The sequence below is a fragment of the Methylobacterium sp. HMF5984 genome, assembly GCF_045033435.1.
In the GTDB taxonomy this organism is placed as follows: Bacteria; Pseudomonadota; Alphaproteobacteria; order Rhizobiales; family Beijerinckiaceae; genus Methylobacterium.
The window spans coordinates 371,068-392,916 of sequence record NZ_JBJFLN010000001.1; the positions used below are offsets into that span (position 1 = coordinate 371,068).

Consider the following 21,849-nt stretch of genomic DNA (forward strand, 5'->3'; position numbering starts at 1 on the left):
TGCGGTCGGGCTCACGACGCTCACGCGTCCCGCATCGCGTCGACGAAGGTGGTGTCGATGAAGCCGGGCTCGGGCAGGCGCTTGATCTGCTTGAGGGCGAGCATGTGCTGGGCGTAGGCCTCGGCCTTCTTGACCTCGTCCGGGCCGAGCTGCCACGTCAGGTCGACGTTGGGGGCCGAGATCGCCAGCGCCTCGCGCTTCTGGCCGAGCTTGGCCACCGCCATGTCGATCATCGCGTCGCGGTTCTTGGCCGCGAACTCGGTGCCCTTGCGGTGGATCTCCAGCATGGTGCGCACGAGGTCCGGCTTGCTCGCGATCGTGTCGCGGTGGGTGCCGAACACCATGTTGAGCGAGCCCATCGCGGTGCCGTAGGGGTACTCGACGAGCTGGCCGACTCCGCTCGACAGGCTGACGCCGGGGGCGGGCTCGGCGCCGACATAGGCGTCGATGTCGCCCCGCGCCAGGGCGATGTGCATCTCCGAGAACGAGATCCGCACCGGCACGATGTCCCGGATCGACAGCCCCTCCATCCGCATGCGCTCGAGGGCGAACACCTCCTGCGTCGAGCCGGGCCACAGGGCGACGCGCTTGCCCTTGAGGTCCTTGATCGCGCGGATGTCGGAATCCTTCCTGGAGATGATCGCCATGCCGCCGTTGCAGGTCGAGGCGATCACCGTCAGCGGCTCGCCGGCGGCCGCGCCCAGCGTCGCCGAGGCGATGCCGAAGGTGCCGAAATCCACCGACTTGGTGACCACCGCGTTCTTGCACTCGGTCGGGCTCTCGAACGGGATCACCTCGACCCGGGTGCCCGCCGGCGTGAAGCGCTCGTAGAAGTACGGCGCGATCGAGTGGATCAGCTTGAGCGAGCCCATGCGGATCGTCACCGGCTCCGCCGCCCGGGCGACGAACGGGGCCGAGACCAGCCCGGCCCCGAGGCCGGCGAGGAGGGTGCGGCGGTCGATCATGGCTTCACTCCGGGGTCGGCGACGATTTGGAGCCTAGTTGCGCCGACCGTTGCAAACGAGTGCTCGTTCGGGATCGTGCCGTTGCGGTTCGGGCAACGGGTGGCCTAGGCTTGCCGGAGCGGGTTGCAGGACCCGTGCCCGAAGCGGGTCTTGGCGATGAAGCACACCCGGACGCTGGCCTGCATCGCCGAGATCGCCCGAAGCGGCTCGATCCGCCGGGCGGCCGAGCGCCTGAACATCGCGCCCTCGGCGCTGACCCGTCAGGTCCAGGACATCGAGTACGAGCTCGGCACGCCGATCTTCGAGCGGCTGGCGCAGGGGATGCGGCTCAACGCGGCCGGCGAGCTGCTGGTCCGGCACGCGCGCGACCAGCTCGCCGACCTCGAGCGGGTGCGCTCGCAGATCGCCGACCTCTCCGGGGTCCGGCGCGGGCACGTGGCGCTCGCCTGCAGCCAGGCCTTCGTCACGCAGGTGGTGCCGGAGGAGGTCCAGGCCTATCGCGCGCGGTTTCCGCTGGTCGGGTTCACGGTGCAGGTCCGCGACCACGTCCAGGCGGTGGCGGCGCTGACCGCGTTCGAGGCCGACCTCGCCCTGGTGCTGCAGCCGCCGCCCTCGGCCGACCTGCACGTTTTGTATTCCTGCCGCCAGCCGCTCTGCGCGCTGATGCGGGCCGGCCATCCCCTCGCCCGCGAGACCGGGCCGGTGCGCCTGCGCGACTGCCTCGCCCACGCGATGGCGCTGCCCGACCGGTCGCTGGCGATCCGCCTGCACCTCGAGCAGGCCCTGGCGCGGCGGGGGGTGCCGCTCGGGCCGGTGGTCGAATCGAGCTCGCTCGAGTTCCTGCGCAACCTCGTGCTGCGCGAGGAGGCGGTCAGCCTGCAGGTGCCGAGCGGCATCCCCGACGATCCCCGCCTCGTCAGCCGCCCGATCGACGGGCGCGACCTCGACCCGATGGTGATGATCCTCGGGCAGCTGCGCGGGCGCCTGCTGTCCGTCGCCGCGGCGAAGTTCGCCGATCAGCTCACCCAGAGCCTCGACCGGCGGCAGGCGGGGGCCTGAGGCGCGGGAGCGAAACCGCGGCCGCCGACTTTCCCGTGCGGGCCAACCAGGACAGCGACGCCATGAAGACCGACCGACGCCTGATCTACGCGAGCGAGAACGGCGACCGCTGGTGGCTCCGCCGCGCCGACGGCGCCGAGGCCGTGATCCTGCACGAGCCGAACGCGTCGTCCGGCGGCCGCACCTCCGAGACCGCGATCGGCGCCTTCCTGCGCGCCGGCGCGGGCGGGCCGGAGCACCGGGCCCTGCTCGACCTGATCGGCACGCTGGTCGACCAGCCGCCCGCCGCCCCGCCAGCCCCCGCGCCGGAGCCGGGCGCCGCCGCGGCCGAGCCGACGCCCGGCGAGGAGCTGGCCTGATCCGACGCGCCGGCAGACAAGCTCGGAAGACCGGGCCTCAGCGCGCCTTCAGCACCATCCGGCACTCGGCCGGCAGGGCCGCCATGGTCATCGGCGGCCGCGGCTTCGGCTTGGTCTTCGCCGGCTTCGGGTGGAGGATCGCGTCGCTGAACCAGTAGGCGAGCTCCTCGCCGCAGCCGTCGCCCGGGGGCGGGGCGGCCTGGTCGCCGCAGGAATCCTGGCCGTCCGGGCAGGCGAGGCGGATATGGTAGTGGTAGTTGTGCCCGTACATCGGGCGCACCTTGCGCAGCCAGCCGCGGTTGCCGTCCGCCTCGCGGCACAGGGCCTTCTTGATCGCCGGGTTGACGAAGATGCGCGCCACCTCCGGCTGCTCGGCGGTGAGGCGGATCAGGCTCAGCCGCTCCGGCGTCCAGGTGTCGGGGTCGATGTCGAGGCGGTCCGGCCGCACCATGTCGGTGGCCGAGGTCTCCTCGCGTTCCGCCCGCGTCATGCGCCGGTCCGGCATCGGGGTGAGCCACACGTCGGCGTCGAGCCCGAGCTGGTGCGAGGCGTGGCCGGTGAGCATCGGGCCGCCGCGGGGCTGGGACATGTCGCCGACGAGCAAGCCCGGCCAGCCGACCCGCGGCGCCTTGCCGGCCAGCCGTTCCAGGAAGTCGACGAGGTAGGGCGTGCCCCAGTTCCGGTTGCGCGACAGGCGCATCACCTGCCACGTCGCCCCGTCGATCGGCAGCGCGGCGCCGCCCGAGAAGCAGCCCTTGGCATAGGAGCCGTAGGCGTGGGTCGGGCCGGAGCTCGGGCCGGTGACCCGGCCGAACAGCGCCTTGGCCGGGGTCGAGGGCGCGTCGGGATTCTCCAGCGGCGGCAGGGGTTTGGGGTTGAGGCTGCCCTTGTCCTGGGCGTGGGCGGCGGAGGCCGCGAGCGCCGAGGCGAGCGCGAGGGCGGCGGGGAGGGCGAGGCGGCGCTTGTGCATGCGGGTCTGTGTATCCGGTCCGGCGGTCGCGCGTCGAGGATCGGAACGTCGCCCGCCGCCGGGGCGTTTTTCGGGCAGACCCGTGCCGCGCCCGCCGAGCGCGGGCGCACCCACCGAGCCCGAGGCCGCCGCATGACGCCCGCACCCGAGATCCCGGCCGCGAACCCCGACGAGCAGCCCCGCAGCCTGATCGCCCACGACCGCGTCGTCGGCACCGACGTGCGCCGCCCCGACGGCACCAAGGTCGGGCGGATCGAGCGCTTGATGCTGGACAAGCGCTCGGGCCAGGTCGCCTACGCGGTGATGAGCTTCGGCGGGTTCCTCGGTCTCGGCGAGGGGTTCCACACCCTGCCCTGGGGCGTGCTGCGCTTCTCGCCCGAGCACGACGCCTACGTCGTCGACATCACCGAGGCGCAGCTGCGCGACGCGCCGCCGCGCTCGCCCGAGGGCACCGATCCGGCCGAGGACCGCGCCTGGGAGGAACGGGTCCACCGCTACTACAACGCGGCGCCGTACTGGGGCCTGTGACGCGGGTGCGGCCCGGCTACGTCGTCGGCCCGCACCAGCCCGGCAGGTAGTTGGTCTCGGGCGCCTTGGCCAAGGCCATCGCCTCCTCGAGCGCGGCCGAGAAGTCGTTCTCGACCCGCTTGGGCTTGATGTGGCGGCGGAGATAGTCGGCCCAGAGGAACTCGCTGAACGGCGTGGTGTCCTTGGCGAAGCCGCCGGCCCGGCGCAGCTCGCCGGCGAGGCTGCGGAAGGGGTCGTCGGCGAGGTCCCCCATCGTCTTCGGGATCTCCTTGAACCCGACGCGGACGCCGTCCGCATCGTAGGGGTGGACCCACGATTTGTGGTCGCACACCGTCCAGAACGCATCCTTCTCGAGGTGGTGCAGGTCGGCGACCACGGTGACCAGAACGCTCTCGACGCCCTCCTCCATGAGGGCGCGGGAGAGGTGGTGGTGGTCGATGACGTAGTGGTGCTTCTTCGGCCCGAGCAGGGTCGGCACCATGTGCGCCCCGAGGAAGGCGGCGCGCTTGTCCTCGTCGTAGTCGCGCCAGCGCCGGCGCTTCTCGGCGACCTCCCGGTAGCCCACGGTCATCTGCGTCGGGCGCAGATCCGCGATCGGGACGGGCGCCAGCACCGGCTCTCGGATGGCCATCGATTCGGTGTTCCCACGGCCGGGCTCTCGAGGCCCCCGCGGCGATCTGTCATGATTCCGGTGCCGGCGGGAAGGCGCGATCGGCACCCCGCCGTTCACGGTTGCGACAGCCGGCGGCCTCGCAGCCGAGCCTCGCAGCCGAACCTTGCAACGGCTGATTTCAGCGATGCCGTCGCGCTGCCCGCGGCACGCGCATGCGCGCCGCCAGGGCCGGGTCTCAGGTCGAGACCGGGCTGTCCTTGCGCAGGTGCCGAAGCGCGCGGAACGGCAGCAGCAGGAACTTCACGAGGGCCCGGACCGCGAGGAAGGCGGCGACCGAGGCGACCAGGGCAATGGTTTTCAACAAGGGCTCGCGCGCTCCATCCGAGGGGGTCGTCCGAGGGGTCGTCCGGCAGAATCGTCATCGCGGCGGCCCCGGCCGGGCGCCGCATCCGCGGTGCCGCTGGGGCCACGCCGTCAGGACGCGCTCCAAAGCCGGCGAGATTAAGAGCGCCTAACAGAACGGCACCCTGAGCGTTGATGTGCGTTGGTGTTTCATGGCCCGCGCACTTCTTCCCGACGATCTCTGGGACGAGATCGCCCCGCTGCTTCCGCCTCCCCGACCCCGTCCGAAAGGCGGTCGACGGCCTATCAAGAACCGGGCGGCCCTGACAGGCATCCTGTTCGTGCTGCGCTCTGGATTGCCCTGGGAGATGCTGCCGGCCGAGATGGGCTGTGGCTCGGGCATGACGTGCTGGCGCCGCCTGCGGGACTGGCAGGCGGCGGGCGTCTGGACCCGCCTGCATCAGGTGCTGCTGGGGCGACTTTACGAAGCCGGCCAGCTCGACTGGAGCCGGGCCAGCCTGGACAGCGCGTCTGTCCCGGCGAAAAAAGGGGCTCTGCCACAGGCCCGAACCCGACGGATCGCGGCAAACCGGGCACCAAGCGCCACCTCGTCGTCGATGCCCGCGGCACGCCCTTCGGCCTGACCTTCACGGGGGCCAACCGCCACGACAGCGTGATGATGGCCCCGACCCTCGATGCGATCCCGCCCGTGGGCAGCGGCCGGCGCGGTCGCCCACGCCGCCGTCCCCACAAGCTTCATGCCGACAAGGCCTACGACGCCCGTGCCCGTCGCCAGGAGTGCCGCGCCCGTGGGATCGTCCCTCGCATCGCTCGGCGCGGGATCGACAGCAGCGAGAAGCTTGGGCGTCACCGTTGGGTAGTCGAGCGCACCCATGCCTGGTTCAACCGTTTCCGACGCCTGCCCGTACGCTACGAGCGCCGCGCCGACATCTACGAGGCCTTCACCAACCTCGCCGCCAGTCTCATCACCCTCAACCAAATCAGGCGGTTCTGTTAGGCGCTCTAAGCTCGACTTTGGCCACTCATGCGGCGTGGCAGAGGGCATAGGCCCAGGGCGCTGGCAAACGGAAGCCGGGTTTTGTTCGGGCGCGTCGGCGCGGTGATGTTGCCAAAGTCCGCTCGCGCCAGATCGCATAGCGCACGGCGGCCAGAGCATCGGCGAAGGTCGGGCGCGGTTTGGGGTACCACGCGGCGGCCGCGATCCGTTGCCGTTGGCGGACTGGGAGCCGTGCAGCCAGCAGCGTGACGATCGAGAACAGGGCGAGCAGGCAGGGCGTGGTGCGGGCGATGGCCTTGTCCGACCACTGCCGCTGCGTCTCGACACCGAGATGGGCGCGCGCTTCCTGGAAGGTGACCTCAACGGTCCAGCGCCGCACGAACCACCCCACGATCTGCGCGGGCTCGCGCACCGGTTCGGTGCAGAGCAGGGCCTGCGGTGCAAAGCGGCTCTCGGGATCGCGCACCAGCACCCATCGGATCGGCACGACCGGCAGACCGCCGTGCCGCCACACGGCGGTCCCGGAGGCGATCTCAAGGGTGCGCTCGCCCGCCCCGTACCAGCCGGGCACCACGACCGCGTGCCAGCGCGTGTCCTTGGCCGCGAGGATCGCGGCGAGCGTCGGCAGCCGCGCGCCTTTGGTCCGCGGGCGTCCAATCGTGCCGGGCGGCCGAGGTGGGGCCGGCTCGTAGAGAGCAGCATCCAGCCGCAGGCGGGTGATCGCCGTGATGCGAGCGCGGCGCATCGCGTCGAGGAACAGCAAGGCCGAGAAGCCGCTGTCGCCCACCACAACGAGGTCGCGTGCGCGCAGCCAGCGGCGAGCCTGGAGAGCGAGTTGGCGTCCGACGTCGAGCAGAGGCTTGTGCCGACGGCCCCGTTCGCGACAGGCGCGCTCTGACGGCACCAACGCGGTTAGGAACGGCAGCGCCCAGACGCGCCCCGCCCAGGGGATCGGGGCGAGCACCATGAGGCTCATCCAGCGCAGCCCGCTCGCCTTGACGAAATGGCTGTCGGAGGAGCGAACTGGATCACGGTAGATGCCCTTGGCCGCGATCCGCTTGCCGCGGCGGCGCTCGATCGTATCGTCCAGTCCCAGGACCACGGGGCCGCGTTGCGCGAACGCATCGACGAGGAGCCCGAGCAGGATACGGCTGCCGGAGCGCGGGCACCACGCCGCTCGGTTGAGGATACGGTGGACGTTCACGAACCGCCGCTCCTGCGCGCGGCCGATGATGCGCAGGACGCTCGTCACCGTGCGCCGCCCCGGCGTCAGGATCGCGCCGATCAGCAACAGCTGAGCATGGCGCCAGGAGCGGTGGACGAACAGCGGCGCGAACGCCAGGATGATCCCGGCAAAGCGGGTGGGCAGGGGCAGCATGGCGGTGTCTCTTGGCGGGGACGCCACCAGCCTATCCCTCACGCCCGCTTCGTCACCTCCGCCCACTCCACGCGCCGCAAATGGCCAAAGTCGAGCTAAGGGGCTCGATCCCGGAACCATGCGGCCGGCGGAGCGGGCCGCCGGGCCCGCCGCGAACACGCCGCCCGCTTTGAAACCCGTGCCGCGCCGGGCCCGCTCCGGCGGCGTTTCGGCTCGGCCTTGCCAAAGCCCTGCGACGATCTGTAATAATGGCAGGCCCTGTCCGGTCCTCACGGGATCGTTTGTGCGCCGACGCCCGCGAACGGGCGACGGCGCGCCCTCGGCGGCGACGCTTCTCCGCCGCTGCGGCCCTGGACGGCCGGGGATCTGCACACGCGACGGGCCTCGTCCCGGCGCATGAGTTTCATGGAATTCGCGGCCGCCTCGGCATGACGGGACGGTCGAGATGGTTTTCGCGAGGTCGGGAATACAGATGGACGGAGGCACAGCATCGATTGCCGTTGCCCGTGCCGTCAGCGTGCGCGATGCGCGTCGCGCCGATCCGTCCGTTCCCCCGATCAGGTTCAACCCCAGGCGCAGCGGAAGCGCGCGCCGAGCGGCGGTTGACGGCAATCCCTTCAGTTCAGCCCCCGCGGCCTCGGTTTCGAGGCCGGCGCGAGCCCTCTCCCTGACGGCCTTCAGGCCGGGCGAGGCTCCACCGGGACACGGGCCCAGGAGAGCGACGTCCGCCGCCATGTCGAAAGTTCGTCATGGCCAACAACAAGATGCTCATCGACGCGATGCATCCGGAAGAGACCCGGGTCGTCACGGTTCACGGTTCTAGGGTCGAGGAATTCGACTTCGAGGCGGCCAACCGGCGCCAGCTTCGCGGCAACATCTACCTTGCCAAGGTGACGCGCGTGGAGCCCTCGCTCCAGGCCGCCTTCGTCGAGTACGGCGGCAACCGCCACGGCTTCCTCGCCTTCTCGGAGATCCACCCCGACTACTACCAGATCCCGCTCGCCGACCGGCAGGCGCTGCTCGAGGACGAGGCCCGCGACGCCGAGGAGCACCGCGAGCGCGAGGAGCGCCGCCGCAAGTCGCCGCGCAACAACGGCCGCCGCGTCCGCGGGCGCCGGGCCGAGGCCGCCGCGGCCAAGCTCGACGAGACCGTGAGCGCCGAGGACGTCGCGCACGCGACCGAGACGTCGCACGAGGCTTCGCACGCGGACGAGCACGGCGCCCAGGCCGGCGAGCCCCGTCACGACGAGGCCCAAGGGCACGAGACGCAAGGGCACGAGACGCACGTGCACGAGGCGCCGGCGCACGAGACCGGGTCCGGCGCGGATCACGCCGGCGGGACGGCGTCGGGCGAGGCGCCGGCCGAGGGCGCCATCGCGCCGGGAAGCGACGCGTCCGCCAGCCTGCCCGAGACGGCGATCGGCGAGCCCGCCGCGGAGACGCAGGACACGGCGGAGGCCCACGCGCCCGAGGCCGACGCGCCCCGCGATGCGGTCGCTCCCGAGGCCGCCGACGCGGCGCCGCGCCCCGAGGCGATCGTCGCCGTGGCCGAGAGCCTCACCGTCGCCGAGGCGCCGGCGGCGTCCGAGGATGAGCCCGACGAGGACGAGTCCGACGACGAGGACGAGGACGACGATTCGGACGACGAGGACGAGGACGGCGACGACGAGGAGTCCGACGAGGACGAGGGCGACGAGGATCCCGACGCCGAGCCGAAGATCTCGCAGGTCGGCGGCAACGGCGACGCGCTCGGCGAGCTGCCAGAGCGCCCGCGCAGCCACCGCCGCCACTACAAGATCCAGGAGGTGATCAAGCGCCGCCAGATCATCCTGGTGCAGGTCGTCAAGGAAGAGCGCGGCACCAAGGGCGCGGCGCTCACCACCTACCTGTCGCTCGCCGGCCGCTACTCGGTGCTGATGCCGAACACCGGCCGCGGCGGCGGGATCTCCCGCAAGATCACCTCGGCCGCCGACCGCAAGCGCCTCAAGGAGACCGCCCAGGCGCTGGAGGTGCCCGACGGCATGGGCGTGATCCTGCGCACGGCGGGCGCCTCGCGCACCATGCCGGAGATCAAGCGCGACTTCGAATACCTGATGCGGCTGTGGGAGAGCGTGCGCGAGCTGACCCTGTCCTCGACCGCGCCGGCGCTGGTCTACGAGGAGGGCTCGCTGATCAAGCGGGCGATCCGCGACCTCTACAATAAGGACCTCGACGAGGTCCTGGTCTCGGGCGAGGCGGCCTACGCGGAAGCGCGCGACTTCATGCGGATGCTGATGCCGCAGCAGGCGAAGGTGGTGAAGCCCTATCGCGACCCGACGCCGATCTTCGCCAAGCATGGCGTCGAGCAGCAGCTCGACGCGATGTTCTCGACCCACGTGACGCTGAAGTCCGGCGGCTACCTCGTGATCAACCCGACCGAGGCCCTGGTCTCGATCGACGTGAATTCCGGGCGCTCGACCCGCGAGCACGACATCGAGGACACGGCGCTTCGCACCAACATGGAGGCGGCCGAGGAGGTCGCCCGCCAGCTGCGCCTGCGCGACCTCGCCGGCCTGGTGGTGATCGACTTCATCGACATGGAGGAGAAGCGCAACAACCGCGCGGTCGAGAAGAAGCTCAACGACTGCCTGAAGAACGACCGCGCCCGCATCCAGGTCGGGCGGATCTCGCCCTTCGGCCTGATGGAGATGAGCCGCCAGCGCATCCGCACCGGCGTGCTCGAATCCTCGTCGATCCCGTGCGTGCATTGCGGCGGATCGGGCTTCGTGCGCGCCACCGCGTCGGTCGCGCTGCACATCCTGCGGGCGATCGAGGAGGCGCTGCTCAAGGCGTCGAGCCACAACCTGATCCTGCGCACCCGCACCGAGGTGGCGCTCTACATCCTCAACCAGAAGCGCGGGCACCTGCACGAGCTCGAGATGCGCTTCGGCGTCAGCGTGACGATCGCCGCCGACGAGCGGCTCGGCGCCACCACGGCCTACCAGCTCGATCGCGGCGAGCCGGCCCAGCGCGCCGAGGGCCCGGTCACCGGGATCCGCGCCGTGGCGATCTCGCCGATCTCCGAGATCGAGGAGGACGACGGCTTCGAGGAGGCCGAGGACGAGACCGCCGAGGAGGCGCTCGCGCAGGACGCCCTCGGCGAGGCCGATGCGGACGACGAGGCCGAGGATGCGCGCGAGGCCGGTGCCGAGCGCTCGGAGAAGTCGGACGAGGGCGACGGCCAGCGCCGCCGCCGGCGTCGCCGGCGCAAGCGCGGCGGCCGGCCCGAGGGCGGCGAGGCCGAGCGCGGCGCGCAGGCCGGCGCCGAGGCGGGCGACGAGGACGCCGAGGGCGACGCCATCCCGGGCGATATCAACGAAGGCGAGGCCACGGAGGGCGGCGACGCCGAGCCCGCCGAGGCGCAGGCCCGCGAGTCCGCGGCGCCGGCCGACGGCGAGGAGGATGCCGGCGGCCGGCGCCGGCGCCGGGGACGTCGGGGCGGCCGCGGCCGCGCCGAGGGCCGCGGCCGGGACGGCGGCGAGGCCACACTGTCCGAGGCCCTCCTGTCCGAAGGCGCCGCGTTCGAAGCCGACGCGTCGCCCGACGAGGCCGGCGATCCGATCGCCGAGCTGCAGCCGGAGCAGCCGGTGAGCGCCGAGGCCGTCGCCGAGGCGATCGCCGCGGCCGTGCCGCCCGTCGAGACCGCGGTCGAGCTGCCGGTCTCGAGCCCGGTGGAGGCGCCGCCCGCCGAAGCCCCGGCGCAGCCTTCCCCCGAGCCGGCCGCCGCCGAGGAGCCCGCGCCCGCAGCCCCCGCACGGGCTCCGGAGCCGGTGGCGGTGGTGCTCAGCGAGCCGTCCGATCCCGACCGGCCGAAGCGGGCCGGCTGGTGGTCGCGCACCAAGGCGGCGCTCACCGGCGAATGAGCCTGCGCGAGACGGGCTGAACCGGATCCGGCTCACGACACCCCGTGTCGTGAGCCGAATTTTTTGGGAATGGACACCAATCGGCCGCGGGCGGCCGGGTGGAGCGCCGTTCCTGCGTCCGCCGCCGCCGGTCGCGCCGGGCAAGCCCCACGGCCCACGGCAACGGGTCGAGGTCCCGGGAACAGCCGAATGTCGGCCGCTCTCCGAGCAAACGCGCCCGGTCTAAACCCCTTATTGACCTATTCCATCTTAGGTTGAAGCTTTACGGCAGGGGACACAATCGATGTTGAGCTACTTCCGCAAAGCCAGGACTGAAAGGCCGGCCCTTTCGGTAGTCGCTCCCGCCAGCGTTGCCCCCGCCGTCCTCGACCGCGTCGCCGACGAGGCTCCCGCGCCGCTCGCGCCGCCGGCCGACCCCGAGACGTTGCGGCTGCCCGGGCGCCTGTCGGCCGCGGCCTCCTCGGCCGGGACCTCGATCGGCTGGCTCACCCACGATTCCGCCCAGGTCGCCGACCAGGCCCGGCTGATCGCGGCGGCGAGCGAGGAACTGGCCGCCTCGACCAGCGAGATCGCCGCCCGCTCGCAGACCTCGGCCGAGACGGCCGAGCGTGCGCGCGAGGGCATCGTGGTCTGCGCGGCCGACATGCGCCAGGCCGGCGAGCGGATGCAGGAGATCCAGGTCGGCACGTCCGAGATCGGCGGGCGCCTCGAAGGCTTCGCGGCGGCCGCGCGGCGGATCGAGGAGATGGCGACCGCGATCGCCTCGATCTCGGCCCAGACCAACCTGCTGGCGCTCAACGCCACCATCGAGGCGGCGCGCGCCGGCGAGGCGGGGCGGGGCTTCGCCGTCGTCGCCGGCGAGGTGAAGGCGCTGTCGGGCCAGACCGCCCGCGCCACCGACGAGATCCGCGCGCGGCTCTCCGCGCTCCAGACGGAGCTGTCGGCGATGCACGCCGCGGTCGGCCACAGCCGCGCCGCGGTCGCGGCGGGCTCCGAGGTGATGGACCGCGCCAACGCCCGCGTCGAGGCGGAGAGCGCGGCGGTCGCCGAGGCCGCCTCGGAGATGCGGGCGATGGCCGAGGTGATGGAGCAGCAGATCCTCGCCACCGGCGAGATCGCGACCAATGTCGGCCGGATCGCCGCCGGCACCGAGAAGTCCCGCGGCGAGATCCAGGACGCGATCGGCCAGCTGGAGGCGCTCGAAGCGATGAGCCGCACCCTGCTCGACCGCATGGACGGCGACCCGCTCACCCTCGCCCTCGCCCGCCTGCCGGCCGACTGCGCCGCCTGGAAGCGCCGCCTCGCCTCGGTGCTGATCGGCGCGGTGCCGCATACCGGCATGATGACGATCACCGTCGATCCGATCCTGCCCGCCGGCGTCCGCGCCGGCGTCGCCGATGCCGCCGCCCGCGCGGCTGCCCTCTGCGCCGGGGTGAAGGCGCAGGACTGGACCGCCGCGACCGCCGCCTTCCAGGCCTTCGAGGCGGCGACCGCGACGGCGCTGGCCGCCGCCTCGGTCGCGGACGCCGCCGTCCTGGCGGCCTGACCGGGGCGTCCGCGCCACGCTCACGCCAGCCAGGTTCGCAGGCGCCGCACCGCTTCCCGGCACTCGGCCTCCGAGCCGGCGAAGGAGAACCGGACGTGGTGGTGGCCGGCCTCCCGGTCGAAGTCGAGGCCGGGGGTGGCCGCCACGCCGGCCTCGTCGAGCATCCGCCGGCAGAAGGCGGAGGCGTCGTTGGTGAGGCGGGCCACGTCCGCGTAGAGGTAGAACGCGCCGTCGACCGGATGCGTCCGCCCGAGGCCGAGGCCCGGGAACGCGTCGAGCAGGATCGCGCGGTTGCGGGCGTAGCCGTCGCGCACCGCGTCGAGTTCCTCGGTGGCGTCGAAGGCGGCGAGCGCGCCGACCTGCGAGAGGGTGGGCGCCGAGATGTAGAGGTGCTGGGCCAGCCGCTCGATCGGGCGCACGAGGGCGTCGGGCACCACCATCCAGCCGACGCGCCAGCCGGTCATGCAGTGGTACTTCGAGAACGAGTTGATCACGATCGCGTCCGGGTCGAACCGCAGGGCGGTCGTCGTCGGCACGCCGTAGCCGAGCCCGTGGTAGATCTCGTCGGAGACGAAGGGCAGGCCGAGCGCCCGCGCCGCCGCGCACAGCTCCGCCAGCGCCGCCTCGCCGATCACCGTGCCCGAGGGGTTGGCCGGGCTCATCACCAGAACGCCCGAGAGGGCGTGCGCGGCATGGGTCTCCCGCAGCAGCGCAGCGGTGGGGGCGTAGCGGTCGGCCGCGCGGAGCCGCATCGGCACCGGCACCAGGTCGAGGGCCGCGAGGATGTTGTGATAGGCCGGGTAGCCCGGCTGGGGCACGCCGACGCGGGCGCCGGCGTCGAACAGGCTCAGGAACGCCAGGATGAAGCCGGCCGACGAGCCGGTGGTGACCACGACCCGCTCCGGCGCCACCGCGATGCCGTAACGCTCGCGGTAGTCCCGCGCGATGCGCGCGCGCAGCTCCGGCATCCCCAGGGCCTCGGTGTAGGGCACCCGGCCGCCCTCGAGCGCGCGCTGCGCGGCGGCGATCACCGCCCGCGGCGCCGGCGCCGAGGGCTGCCCGACCTCCATCCGCACCACGTCCTCGCCGGCGCGCGCCTTCCCGGCGGCGGCGGCCATCACGTCCATGGCGAGGAAGGGCGCGACGGCGGCGGCACGGCGGGAGATGGGGATCATCGGACGCTTGTACCCGGGCGGCGGCCGCGGGTCAGCCCTCGGACGGGTCGGCGATGCTGCGCAACCCCCCTCAATGCCCGACGAACCCCGCCGCCATGTTGACGGCGAGCGCCAGCACGCCGGTGTTGAACAGGTAGGCGTAGACCGTCTGCACGGTGGCGATCCGGCGCATGCGCTTGCTGGTGATGTTGGTGTCCGAGGTGGCCGCCGCCGCGCCGATGGTGACGGTGAAGTACAGGAAGTCCCAGAAGTCGGGGGCGTCGTCGCCGTGGAAGTCGAGGCCGCCGCGGCTCTCGCCGGGCGCGTCGTCGCCGTAGTAGACGTGGGCGTAGTGGATCGTGAAGACGAGCTGCACGAAGGCCCAGGTGCACAGCACGGTCGCCCCGGCGAGCGTCAGGTCGAAGACCTTGCCGGCGCCGCTCGCCTTGCCGCCGAGCACCAGCACGCCGACGGCGGCGAAGCTCGCCGCGGCCGCGAGCAGGGTGAACACCGTCACCAGGGCCGCGCTGTCGTCGAGGCGCGACGCCTGCAGGCGCAGGGCGTCGCGCGACTGCCCGGTGGATTGGTGGACGATCAGCACCGCGTAGGCCACGATCCCGGCGCACCAGCCGGCGAGCAGGCGGGTGACGAGGTCGGCGCCCGGCATCAGCAGCGCGCCCGCGGCCATGATGCCGAACGCCGCGAGCAGGCGCGGGCGGAGCCGGAAGGCCCGGATGGGATTGATCATCGGCGTGACGCCTCGCGGGAGAAACTTCGATCGGGCACGACAGGATTTGACCCGCCGCCGTGAAAACGCCTAACCCGGCCGATAGCGGACCGGCCAGACCCCGGTCCGGCCCGCCCGCCGCGCCCGCCCAGCGAGGACGTATGCCTCTCTCCCGTTTCCTCTCGGCCTCCCGCCGCGCGCTGCTGCTCGCCGTCCCCTTGGCCGTTCCCTTGGCCATGCCCCTCGGCCTCCCGGCCCGGGCGCAGACCGCGCCGGCCGCGCCCTTCACCGATGCGCAGCGCGCCGGGATCGAGGCGATCGTCAAGGACTACTTGATCAAGAACCCCGACGTGCTGCAGGAGGCGATCGCTGAGGGCGAGAAGCGCCAGGCCGAGACCCAGCGCCTGGCCCAGGCCGCCGCGCTCAAGGAATCGCAGAAGGCGCTGCTCGACAGCCCGCACGACGTCGTCGCCGGCAACCCGGCGGGCGACGTCACGATGATCGAGTTCTTCGACTACAATTGCGGCTATTGCCGCAAGGCGCTCGGCGACGTGCAGGCGCTGATCAAGGCCGATCCGAAGCTGCGCGTGGTGATCAAGGATTTCCCGGTGCTCGGCCCGGAATCGCTCGAGGCCAGCCAGATCGCGCTCGCCGCCAAGCAGCAGCTCAAGGGCGACAAGCTGTTCGAGTTCCACCAGAAGCTGCTCGAATCCAAGGGCCGGGCGAACGGCGCCAAGGCCCTCGACGTCGCCAAGGCGATGGGGCTCGACGTGGCCCGGCTGCAGAAGGACGCCCAGGGCCCCGAGGTGAAGGCGGCGCTCACCGAGAACCGCGGCCTCGGCGACAAGCTCGGCCTGTCCGGCACGCCCGCCTTCATCATCGGCGACGAGATCATCCCCGGCGCCGTCGGCGTCGACCCAATCCGCAAGACCATCGCCGACGTCCGCCAGTGCGGCCACGCCTCCTGCTGAGGCGAGAAAGGGTGTCGCGAACGCGCCCGGTCGTCTAAGACCGGCGCCTTCGCGGGATCCGGGCCCCGGTCGCGCGGCCGCGCCGGCGGATCGGCGCCGCCGCGGCGGTCACCCCAATCCCAGGTCAAGCCCCCAGAAGACAGGCCCGATGTCCAAGCACGACCCCATCGATGCCGATCTCGTGCGCGAGCTCGCCAACCTCGTCACCGAGACCGGCCTGTCCGAGATCGAGGTCGAGAAGGGGGATCTGCGCATCCGCGTCGTCCGCCGGCTCGAGCCCGTGAGCGTCCAGGTGGCCGCGCCCGCCGCGATGGCGGCCCCGGCGGCGCTCGCGCCCGTGCCGAGCCCCGGCCCCGGCGCCGCCCCCGAGCGCGGCAAGACCCATCCCGGCGCCGTGCCGTCGCCGATGGTCGGCACCGCCTACCTGCGCCCCTCGCCCGAGGCGAAGGCCTTCGTCGAGGTCGGCTCCCGGGTCGAGGTCGGCGACAAGCTGCTGCTGATCGAGGCGATGAAGACCTTCAACGAGATCGTCGCGCCCCGCGCCGGCACGGTGGCCGCGATCTTCGTCGAGGACGGGCAGCCGGTCGAGTACGGCGAAGCCCTGATCGTCATCGAGTAGTCGGGCGCGCCTGTCCCCACCCGAACCGCGCACCCTCCGCTCGAAAGCGCCCCTGCCATGTTCGACAAGATCCTGATCGCCAACCGCGGCGAGATTGCGCTTCGCATCCTCCGGGCGTCGAAGGAGCTCGGCATCAAGACCGTGGCGGTACACTCGACGGCCGACGCCGACGCGATGCACGTGCGGCTCGCCGACGAGAGCGTCTGCATCGGCCCGCCGGCCGCCCGCGACAGCTACCTCAACATCCCCTCGATCATCGCCGCCTGCGAGATCACCGGCGCCGACGCGGTCCATCCCGGCTACGGCTTCCTCTCGGAGAACGCGCGCTTCGCCGAGGTGCTGGCCCACCACGAGATCGGCTTCATCGGCCCCAAGGCCGAGCACATCCGGATCATGGGCGACAAGATCGAGGCCAAGCGCACCGCGCTCAAGCTCGGCATCCCGTGCGTGCCCGGCTCCGACGGCGGCATCGAGGACCCGGAGGAGGCCAAGCGCGTCGCGGCCGAGATCGGCTACCCGGTGCTGGTCAAGGCGGCGGCCGGCGGCGGCGGGCGCGGCATGAAGGTGGCGCGCTCGGAAGCCGAGCTGAGCCAAGCGCTCGGCATGGCCCGCTCCGAGGCCAAGGCGGCGTTCGGCGACGACGCGGTCTACCTGGAGAAGTACCTCACCAACCCGCGCCACATCGAGGTGCAGGTGCTGGGCGACGGCCGCGGCGGCGCGGTGCACCTGGCCGAGCGCGACTGCTCGCTCCAGCGCCGGCACCAGAAGGTCTGGGAGGAGGGCGGCTCGCCCGCGCTCAACGAGGCGATGCGGGCCGAGATCGGCGAGATCTGCGCCGACGCGATGCGCAAGCTCGGCTACCTCGGCGCCGGCACCGTCGAGTTCCTGTACGAGGACGGGCGGTTCTACTTCATCGAGATGAACACGCGGATCCAGGTGGAGCATCCCGTCACCGAGATGATCACCGGCATCGACCTCGTGATCGAGCAGATCCGGGTCGCGGCCGGCGGCGCCCTGTCGGTGGCGCAGGGCGACATCAAGGTCGAGGGGCACGCCATCGAGTGCCGCATCAACGCCGAGCACCCGGCGACCTTCCGGCCCTCGCCCGGCCTCATCACCTACTACCACCCGCCCGGCGGCCTCGGCGTGCGCGTCGACTCGGCCGCCTTCCAGGGCTACCGCGTGCCGCCGCACTACGATTCGCTGATCGGCAAGCTCATCGTCCACGGCCGCACCCGCAACGAGTGCCTGATGCGCCTGCGCCGGGCGCTCGACGAGTTCGTCATCGACGGCGTCGACACCACGCTGCCGCTGTTCCGCACCCTGGTGCGCAACCCCGACGTCCAGAACGGCGCCTACGACATCCACTGGCTCGAGCATTTCCTGGAGGGGGGCGGCCTCGACGCCTGATCTCGTCGCGGCGGATCGGCACGAAACCGGTCTTCCGCAGGCCCGCGCGGGGCTCGAGCCGGGCCCGAATCCAGGATCCCGCGGGGATGATCCGGATGCGATGCGGGGCGTCGGCCGGTGGAACCGGAACGGAAGCGCCCGCCGCCCGTTGCTAGGTCCCATCGCACGCCATCGAAACGGATCTCCATGCGCCTCGCATCCCTCGCCCTCGTCGGCGCCCTGATCTCAGGCCCCGCCCTCGCCCAGGATGCCGGCAACGTCGGCCAGCCCTCGCGCGCCGTGCCCCAGGCCGGCCAGACCACCGGCGGCCCGCGCGACACGGTACCCGGCGCCGGCGGCGCGATGACCACCGGCAGCACCGCCACCCGCCCGGCCGGCGCGATGGGCGCGACCCCCGGTGCCGGTGCCGTCGACTCCGCCAAGGGCGGCAACGCCGACCAGACCAACAAGATGGCCCCCAACGCCGGCGCGACCTCGGGCGGCCCCGCCCGCTGAATCGCTCCGCCCGTCGCGGATCGCGAGGCCGGTTCCCGGAAGGGAGCCGGCCTTTTCGTTTTCCCATCCTTCGCTGCGGCGACCCGGACAGATCGTTCGAGGCGCCGACCGGCCCCCTCTCCCGCACGGGAGAGGGGACCTGCGTTGTTTCCGGCCGCGACGCGGACGCATGACGGCCGGCGCGGTGGGCAGCGCAAGCCCGCCGCACCACCCAGGCTGGACATCCCACCGCCGCCGGACTGGAATGGCCGCATCAGGCGAAGGCCGGCACGGGAGGCGACGATGTCCGATCCGATCGTGATCGCGGGGGCGGCGCGCACGCCGATGGGCGCGTTCCAGGGGGAGCTGGCGCGCGTGGCGGCCCCGGAGCTCGGCGCCGCGGCGATCCGCGCGGCGGTGGCGCGGGCCGGGCTTCCCGCCGACGGCGTGTCCGAGGTGGTGATGGGCTGCGTCCTGCCGGCGGGCCTCGGCCAGGCGCCGGCGCGCCAGGCGGCGCTCGGGGCCGGCCTGTCCGAGGCGACCCCGTGCGCGACCCTGAACAAGGTCTGCGGCTCGGGCATGAAGGCGCTGATGCTCGGCCACGACATGATCGCGGCGGGCTCGGCCGGGACCGTGGTGGCGGGCGGCATGGAATCGATGTCGAACGCGCCCTACCTCCTCGACAAGGCGCGGGGCGGCCAGCGCCTCGGCCACGGGCGCATGCTCGACCACATGTTCCTGGACGGGCTGGAGGACGCCTACGATCGCGGCCGCCTGATGGGCACCTTCGCCGAGGACACCGCGCAAGCCTACCAGTTCACGCGGGAGGCGCAGGACGCCTACGCCCTCGAATCGCTGGCCCGCGCCACCCGCGCGACGGCGGAGGGCGCCTTCGCCGACGAGATCGTCCCCGTCGGCGGGGCCGCGACCGACGAGGGCCCGCGCCGGGCCCGGCCCGAGAAGATCCCGACCCTCAAGCCCGCCTTCCGGCCCAACGGCACGGTGACGGCGGCCAACGCCTCGTCGATCTCGGACGGGGCGGCGGCCCTGGTGCTGATGCGCCGGTCGCAGGCCGAGCGCGGCGGCGTCGCGCCGCTGGGCATCGTCCGCGGGCACGCGAGCCACGCCGCGGCGCCGGCCTGGTTCTCGACCGCGCCGATCGGCGCGATCGGCAAGCTGCTCGACAAGGTCGGCTGGCGGGCCGGCGACGTCGACCTCTACGAGATCAACGAGGCCTTCGCGGTGGTGGCCATGGCCGCGATGCGCGACCTCGACCTGCAGCCCGACCGCGTCAACGTCCACGGCGGCGCCTGCGCCCTCGGCCACCCGATCGGCGCCTCGGGCGCCCGCATCGTGGTGACGCTGCTGGCCGCGCTCGCCCGCACCGGAGGCCGCCGCGGCATCGCCGCGCTCTGCATCGGCGGCGGCGAGGCGACGGCGATCGCGGTGGAGCGGACGTCCTGAAGCAGGGTCGAGCGTGGCGGATACCGCCTCGCGTGACGACAATGCGACCACGCCATGAGCCGGTGCTCGTTCCGTGATACGAGGATCGCAAAAAGGGTGCTAGCCGGCGAGCCGACGGTTCGGGGCGGCCGCAACGGCGACCGCCGATTCCCCGAGGCGGGGTCGGTCGCCGAACCGGTGCACGACGTGGCGGCCCAGCGCGATCGCCGGCCTCTCGATCCATCGATACATCAGCGTCGCGACGCCGACGGTCACGAGCGCGGTCGCCGCGGCGAAGACGTGGACCGGGACGACCGGCTCGTATCCCGCCAGCGCGTGCTCGAGCACGACCTGGACCACGGGCCCGAACAGGTAGATCGAATAGCTGATCGCACCGAGGCCGACGAAGACCCGTCCTTCGATCCTGACCTTCACGGCGAGGAGCGCGAAGAGCGCCATCGCCAGCCAGTAGGTGATGACGTACTTCACCCAGCTCTCGTGAAAACCCATGTCGCGATTGTAGGCGAGCACGGACACCAGTGGCACGGCGAGGATCAGCGCCGCCGTCACCAGGGCCGATGCGGAGCCCCAGCCCGCCCGCTGCTCGAAGACATGGTAGCGCAGGCACAGGCCCCAGAACATCACGGCGAGCGAGAGCGGCACCGCCACGGGGAACTTGCGTTCCAGATGGAAGCGCAGGCCGGCCAGGACGACGGCGGCCGCGATGAGCGAGAGCGCGCAGACCACGGCACCCGTGCGGTCGTCGAGGCGACCGATGACGAACAGCCCCACGCAGATGGCGTAGAAGATCAGCTCGATCTGGAGCGTCCAATACAGGCCGATGATGTTCTCCACGCCGAGGAACTGCTGCAGCATGGTCATGTTGGCCGGCACGAGCAGGTTCGGCACGTCGCGGCCGGCCCACACGAACAGGACGAGCAGGCCGCACGGGATCGAGAGCCAGTAGGCGGGATAGAGGCGGAAGAACCGCGAGACGGCGAAGGCCAGGACCGGTCGGCGGCTCGGCTTGAAGAGCGAGAACGGGACGACGAAGCCGGAGACGGCGAAGAACAGCGTGACCGCGATCTTGCCGACGTCGAGATACGCGGTCAGGTGCCCGAGCAGGTCTCGCTCCAGCGGAGACGGCCCGAGCTGAGCCCTGAGACCGAATTCGACGGTATGGGCGTAGATCACCGCCAAGGCGGCTAAGCCGCGGATCGAATCGATGCAGTGGAGGCGGCGCATGACGGCATCGATCACGTTCGCCCTCGGATGCAGGGCGCGGCGACGATTGCAGGCGGTCCGAGTCTCGACAAGCCGCTTCGAAGGGCTTGGTTAAAGGCCGGCCGGCGACGCGACGGGTGCCCCGCGGAGGCTCGACGATCGGCAGGATTCGCCGTGGATCGGCGCAAGACACCTGAGGCGGGATCGTCGAGGCAGGCAGGAAGGCGAACCGGATCCGACCAGAGACGCACATCGAGCCCGATAGGTCCGATCGAACGCCGGAGCGGTCGTCCTCGATCGGGGAGCCCGGCCGTCGGGCGAAGGTCCGCGCGGCATCGTCAACGCAAGGCTTCGTCGCCCGAGGACGCCGGCTTGGCGGAGCGCCCGCCTCGCGGCCGCGGCCCTGCGAGGCGGGGTCGGCGGCGACCGAAGCCGAACGCGATGCGCGGTCCGCGTTCGGCCGCTAGCGTTTGCGGGAGGCTAGGCCGCCACGCCGGTCCCGATCGGGCAGGCGACGCCCGTGCCGCCGAGGCCGCAATAGCCGGCCGGGTTCTTGGCCAGGTACTGCTGGTGGTAGGCCTCGGCGAAGTAGAAGGTCTGGCCGGAGACGATCTCGGTGGTGACGTCCGGGAAGCCGCGGGCCTTCAGCGCGGCGGCGTAGGCCGAGCGCACGGCCTTGGCCGTCGACTCCTGCGCGGGATCGGTGAGGTAGATGCCGGACCGGTACTGCGTGCCGACGTCGTTGCCCTGGCGGTACCCTTGCGTCGGGTCGTGGCTCTCGAAGAAGGTCTTGAGCACGGATTCGAGCGGCAGCACCGCCGGATCGAAGGCGACCAGCACGACCTCGTTGTGCCCGGTGCGGCCGGAGCAGACCTCCTCGTAGGTCGGGTTCGGGGTGTACCCGCCCTGGTAGCCCACCGCCGTGACGAACACGCCCGCGGGCAGCTGCCAGAACTTGCGCTCGGCGCCCCAGAAGCAGCCGAAGCCGAGGCCGATCGTCTCGGTGCCCGGCGGGTACGGGCCCTTGAGCGGGTTGCCGTTGACGAAGTGGGTCTCGGAGGTCGGCAGCGGATCGGGGCGGCCGGGCAGCGCGTCGGCCGGGCTCGGCATCTCGGCCTTCTTGCGGAACATCTGCAGCATCGGGCAT

General features: G+C 72.3%; 20 protein-coding genes. 11 read left to right on the forward strand and 9 right to left on the reverse strand.

What is annotated here, in order from left to right:
• Positions 1–20 precede the first annotated feature (20 nt).
• A complete protein-coding gene (locus ACFZ8E_RS01725) occupies positions 21–965 on the reverse strand; it encodes an ABC transporter substrate-binding protein (RefSeq protein WP_147728326.1) in 945 nt (314 codons plus the stop codon).
• 156 nt (positions 966–1,121) lie between these two features.
• Here ACFZ8E_RS01725 and ACFZ8E_RS01730 point away from each other — a divergent pair, with 156 nt between their 5' ends.
• Both ACFZ8E_RS01730 and ACFZ8E_RS01735 read left to right on the forward strand, forming a co-directional pair.
• Positions 1,122–2,024 (forward strand): LysR family transcriptional regulator, encoded by a 903-nt coding sequence (locus ACFZ8E_RS01730; RefSeq protein ID WP_243937080.1) that lies wholly within the window; start codon positions 1,122–1,124, stop codon positions 2,022–2,024.
• A gap of 62 nt (positions 2,025–2,086) precedes the next feature.
• Complete coding sequence (locus ACFZ8E_RS01735) at positions 2,087–2,383, forward strand: hypothetical protein (RefSeq protein ID WP_187274936.1); 297 nt, start codon at positions 2,087–2,089, stop codon at positions 2,381–2,383.
• Between the two features lie 37 nt (positions 2,384–2,420).
• On the opposite strand, the gene mepA is transcribed toward ACFZ8E_RS01735, so the two are convergent.
• Positions 2,421–3,353: a penicillin-insensitive murein endopeptidase gene (gene mepA, locus ACFZ8E_RS01740; RefSeq protein ID WP_243938312.1), complete on the reverse strand. Its 933-nt coding sequence runs from the start codon at positions 3,351–3,353 to the stop codon at positions 2,421–2,423.
• Positions 3,354–3,485: 132 nt separating this feature from the next.
• Here mepA and ACFZ8E_RS01745 point away from each other — a divergent pair, with 132 nt between their 5' ends.
• Positions 3,486–3,881, forward strand: a complete 396-nt coding sequence (locus ACFZ8E_RS01745; RefSeq protein WP_147729430.1) for a PRC-barrel domain-containing protein — start codon at positions 3,486–3,488, stop codon at positions 3,879–3,881.
• Between the two features lie 16 nt (positions 3,882–3,897).
• Here the strand turns inward: ACFZ8E_RS01745 and ACFZ8E_RS01750 are convergent, their stop codons facing one another.
• Both ACFZ8E_RS01750 and ACFZ8E_RS01755 read right to left on the reverse strand, forming a co-directional pair.
• Complete coding sequence (locus ACFZ8E_RS01750; RefSeq protein WP_147844405.1) at positions 3,898–4,512, reverse strand: ParB-like protein; 615 nt, start codon at positions 4,510–4,512, stop codon at positions 3,898–3,900.
• Between the two features lie 217 nt (positions 4,513–4,729).
• Positions 4,730–4,855 (reverse strand): hypothetical protein, encoded by a 126-nt coding sequence (locus ACFZ8E_RS01755; RefSeq protein WP_279593292.1) that lies wholly within the window; start codon positions 4,853–4,855, stop codon positions 4,730–4,732.
• A 193-nt stretch (positions 4,856–5,048) separates the two neighbouring features.
• Between ACFZ8E_RS01755 and ACFZ8E_RS01760 the strand changes: the two genes are divergently transcribed.
• A protein-coding gene (locus ACFZ8E_RS01760) for an IS5 family transposase (protein WP_405041835.1) occupies positions 5,049–5,854 on the forward strand; the annotation gives its coding sequence in 2 pieces (ribosomal slippage) (positions 5,049–5,379 and positions 5,379–5,854; 807 coding nt in all).
• Positions 5,855–5,879: 25 nt separating this feature from the next.
• On the opposite strand, the gene ACFZ8E_RS01765 is transcribed toward ACFZ8E_RS01760, so the two are convergent.
• On the reverse strand, positions 5,880–7,232 hold the full coding sequence (locus ACFZ8E_RS01765) for a transposase (protein ID WP_405041836.1): 1,353 nt from the start codon (positions 7,230–7,232) through the stop codon (positions 5,880–5,882).
• A 749-nt stretch (positions 7,233–7,981) separates the two neighbouring features.
• Between ACFZ8E_RS01765 and ACFZ8E_RS01770 the strand changes: the two genes are divergently transcribed.
• Together ACFZ8E_RS01770 and ACFZ8E_RS01775 are read left to right on the forward strand one after the other, a co-directional pair.
• Positions 7,982–11,134: an Rne/Rng family ribonuclease gene (locus tag ACFZ8E_RS01770; protein WP_405041837.1), complete on the forward strand. Its 3,153-nt coding sequence runs from the start codon at positions 7,982–7,984 to the stop codon at positions 11,132–11,134.
• Between the two features lie 283 nt (positions 11,135–11,417).
• Positions 11,418–12,680: a methyl-accepting chemotaxis protein gene (locus ACFZ8E_RS01775; protein ID WP_405041838.1), complete on the forward strand. Its 1,263-nt coding sequence runs from the start codon at positions 11,418–11,420 to the stop codon at positions 12,678–12,680.
• Positions 12,681–12,700: 20 nt separating this feature from the next.
• Here ACFZ8E_RS01775 and ACFZ8E_RS01780 read toward each other — a convergent pair whose 3' ends face one another.
• Positions 12,701–13,855: a pyridoxal phosphate-dependent aminotransferase gene (locus ACFZ8E_RS01780; protein ID WP_405041839.1), complete on the reverse strand. Its 1,155-nt coding sequence runs from the start codon at positions 13,853–13,855 to the stop codon at positions 12,701–12,703.
• 70 nt (positions 13,856–13,925) lie between these two features.
• A complete protein-coding gene (locus ACFZ8E_RS01785) occupies positions 13,926–14,582 on the reverse strand; it encodes a DUF1345 domain-containing protein (protein ID WP_243937057.1) in 657 nt (218 codons plus the stop codon).
• Between the two features lie 215 nt (positions 14,583–14,797).
• Here ACFZ8E_RS01785 and ACFZ8E_RS01790 point away from each other — a divergent pair, with 215 nt between their 5' ends.
• The 5 genes from ACFZ8E_RS01790 to ACFZ8E_RS01810 all read left to right on the forward strand — a co-directional run bounded on the left by ACFZ8E_RS01790 (position 14,798) and on the right by ACFZ8E_RS01810 (position 19,499).
• Entirely contained in the window at positions 14,798–15,532 is a 735-nt protein-coding gene (locus ACFZ8E_RS01790) for a DsbA family protein (RefSeq protein WP_147729710.1), read from the forward strand.
• 148 nt (positions 15,533–15,680) lie between these two features.
• The gene (accB, locus tag ACFZ8E_RS01795) at positions 15,681–16,151 is read left to right on the forward strand and encodes an acetyl-CoA carboxylase biotin carboxyl carrier protein (protein WP_405041840.1); all 471 of its coding nucleotides are present in this window, start codon (positions 15,681–15,683) and stop codon (positions 16,149–16,151) included.
• Positions 16,152–16,208: 57 nt separating this feature from the next.
• On the forward strand, positions 16,209–17,561 hold the full coding sequence (gene accC / locus ACFZ8E_RS01800) for an acetyl-CoA carboxylase biotin carboxylase subunit (protein ID WP_147729490.1): 1,353 nt from the start codon (positions 16,209–16,211) through the stop codon (positions 17,559–17,561).
• 186 nt (positions 17,562–17,747) lie between these two features.
• Positions 17,748–18,056 carry a hypothetical protein gene (locus ACFZ8E_RS01805; protein ID WP_243951653.1) on the forward strand — a complete coding sequence of 103 codons (309 nt, stop codon included), beginning with the start codon at positions 17,748–17,750 and terminating at the stop codon, positions 18,054–18,056.
• Positions 18,057–18,338: 282 nt separating this feature from the next.
• The gene (locus tag ACFZ8E_RS01810) at positions 18,339–19,499 is read left to right on the forward strand and encodes an acetyl-CoA C-acyltransferase (RefSeq protein ID WP_243951652.1); all 1,161 of its coding nucleotides are present in this window, start codon (positions 18,339–18,341) and stop codon (positions 19,497–19,499) included.
• 99 nt (positions 19,500–19,598) lie between these two features.
• Here the strand turns inward: ACFZ8E_RS01810 and ACFZ8E_RS01815 are convergent, their stop codons facing one another.
• Complete coding sequence (locus ACFZ8E_RS01815; protein WP_147728518.1) at positions 19,599–20,738, reverse strand: acyltransferase; 1,140 nt, start codon at positions 20,736–20,738, stop codon at positions 19,599–19,601.
• Between the two features lie 444 nt (positions 20,739–21,182).
• Positions 21,183–21,839 carry a peptide-methionine (S)-S-oxide reductase MsrA gene (gene msrA / locus ACFZ8E_RS01820; protein WP_405044307.1) on the reverse strand — a complete coding sequence of 219 codons (657 nt, stop codon included), beginning with the start codon at positions 21,837–21,839 and terminating at the stop codon, positions 21,183–21,185.
• Positions 21,840–21,849: the final 10 nt, after the last annotated feature.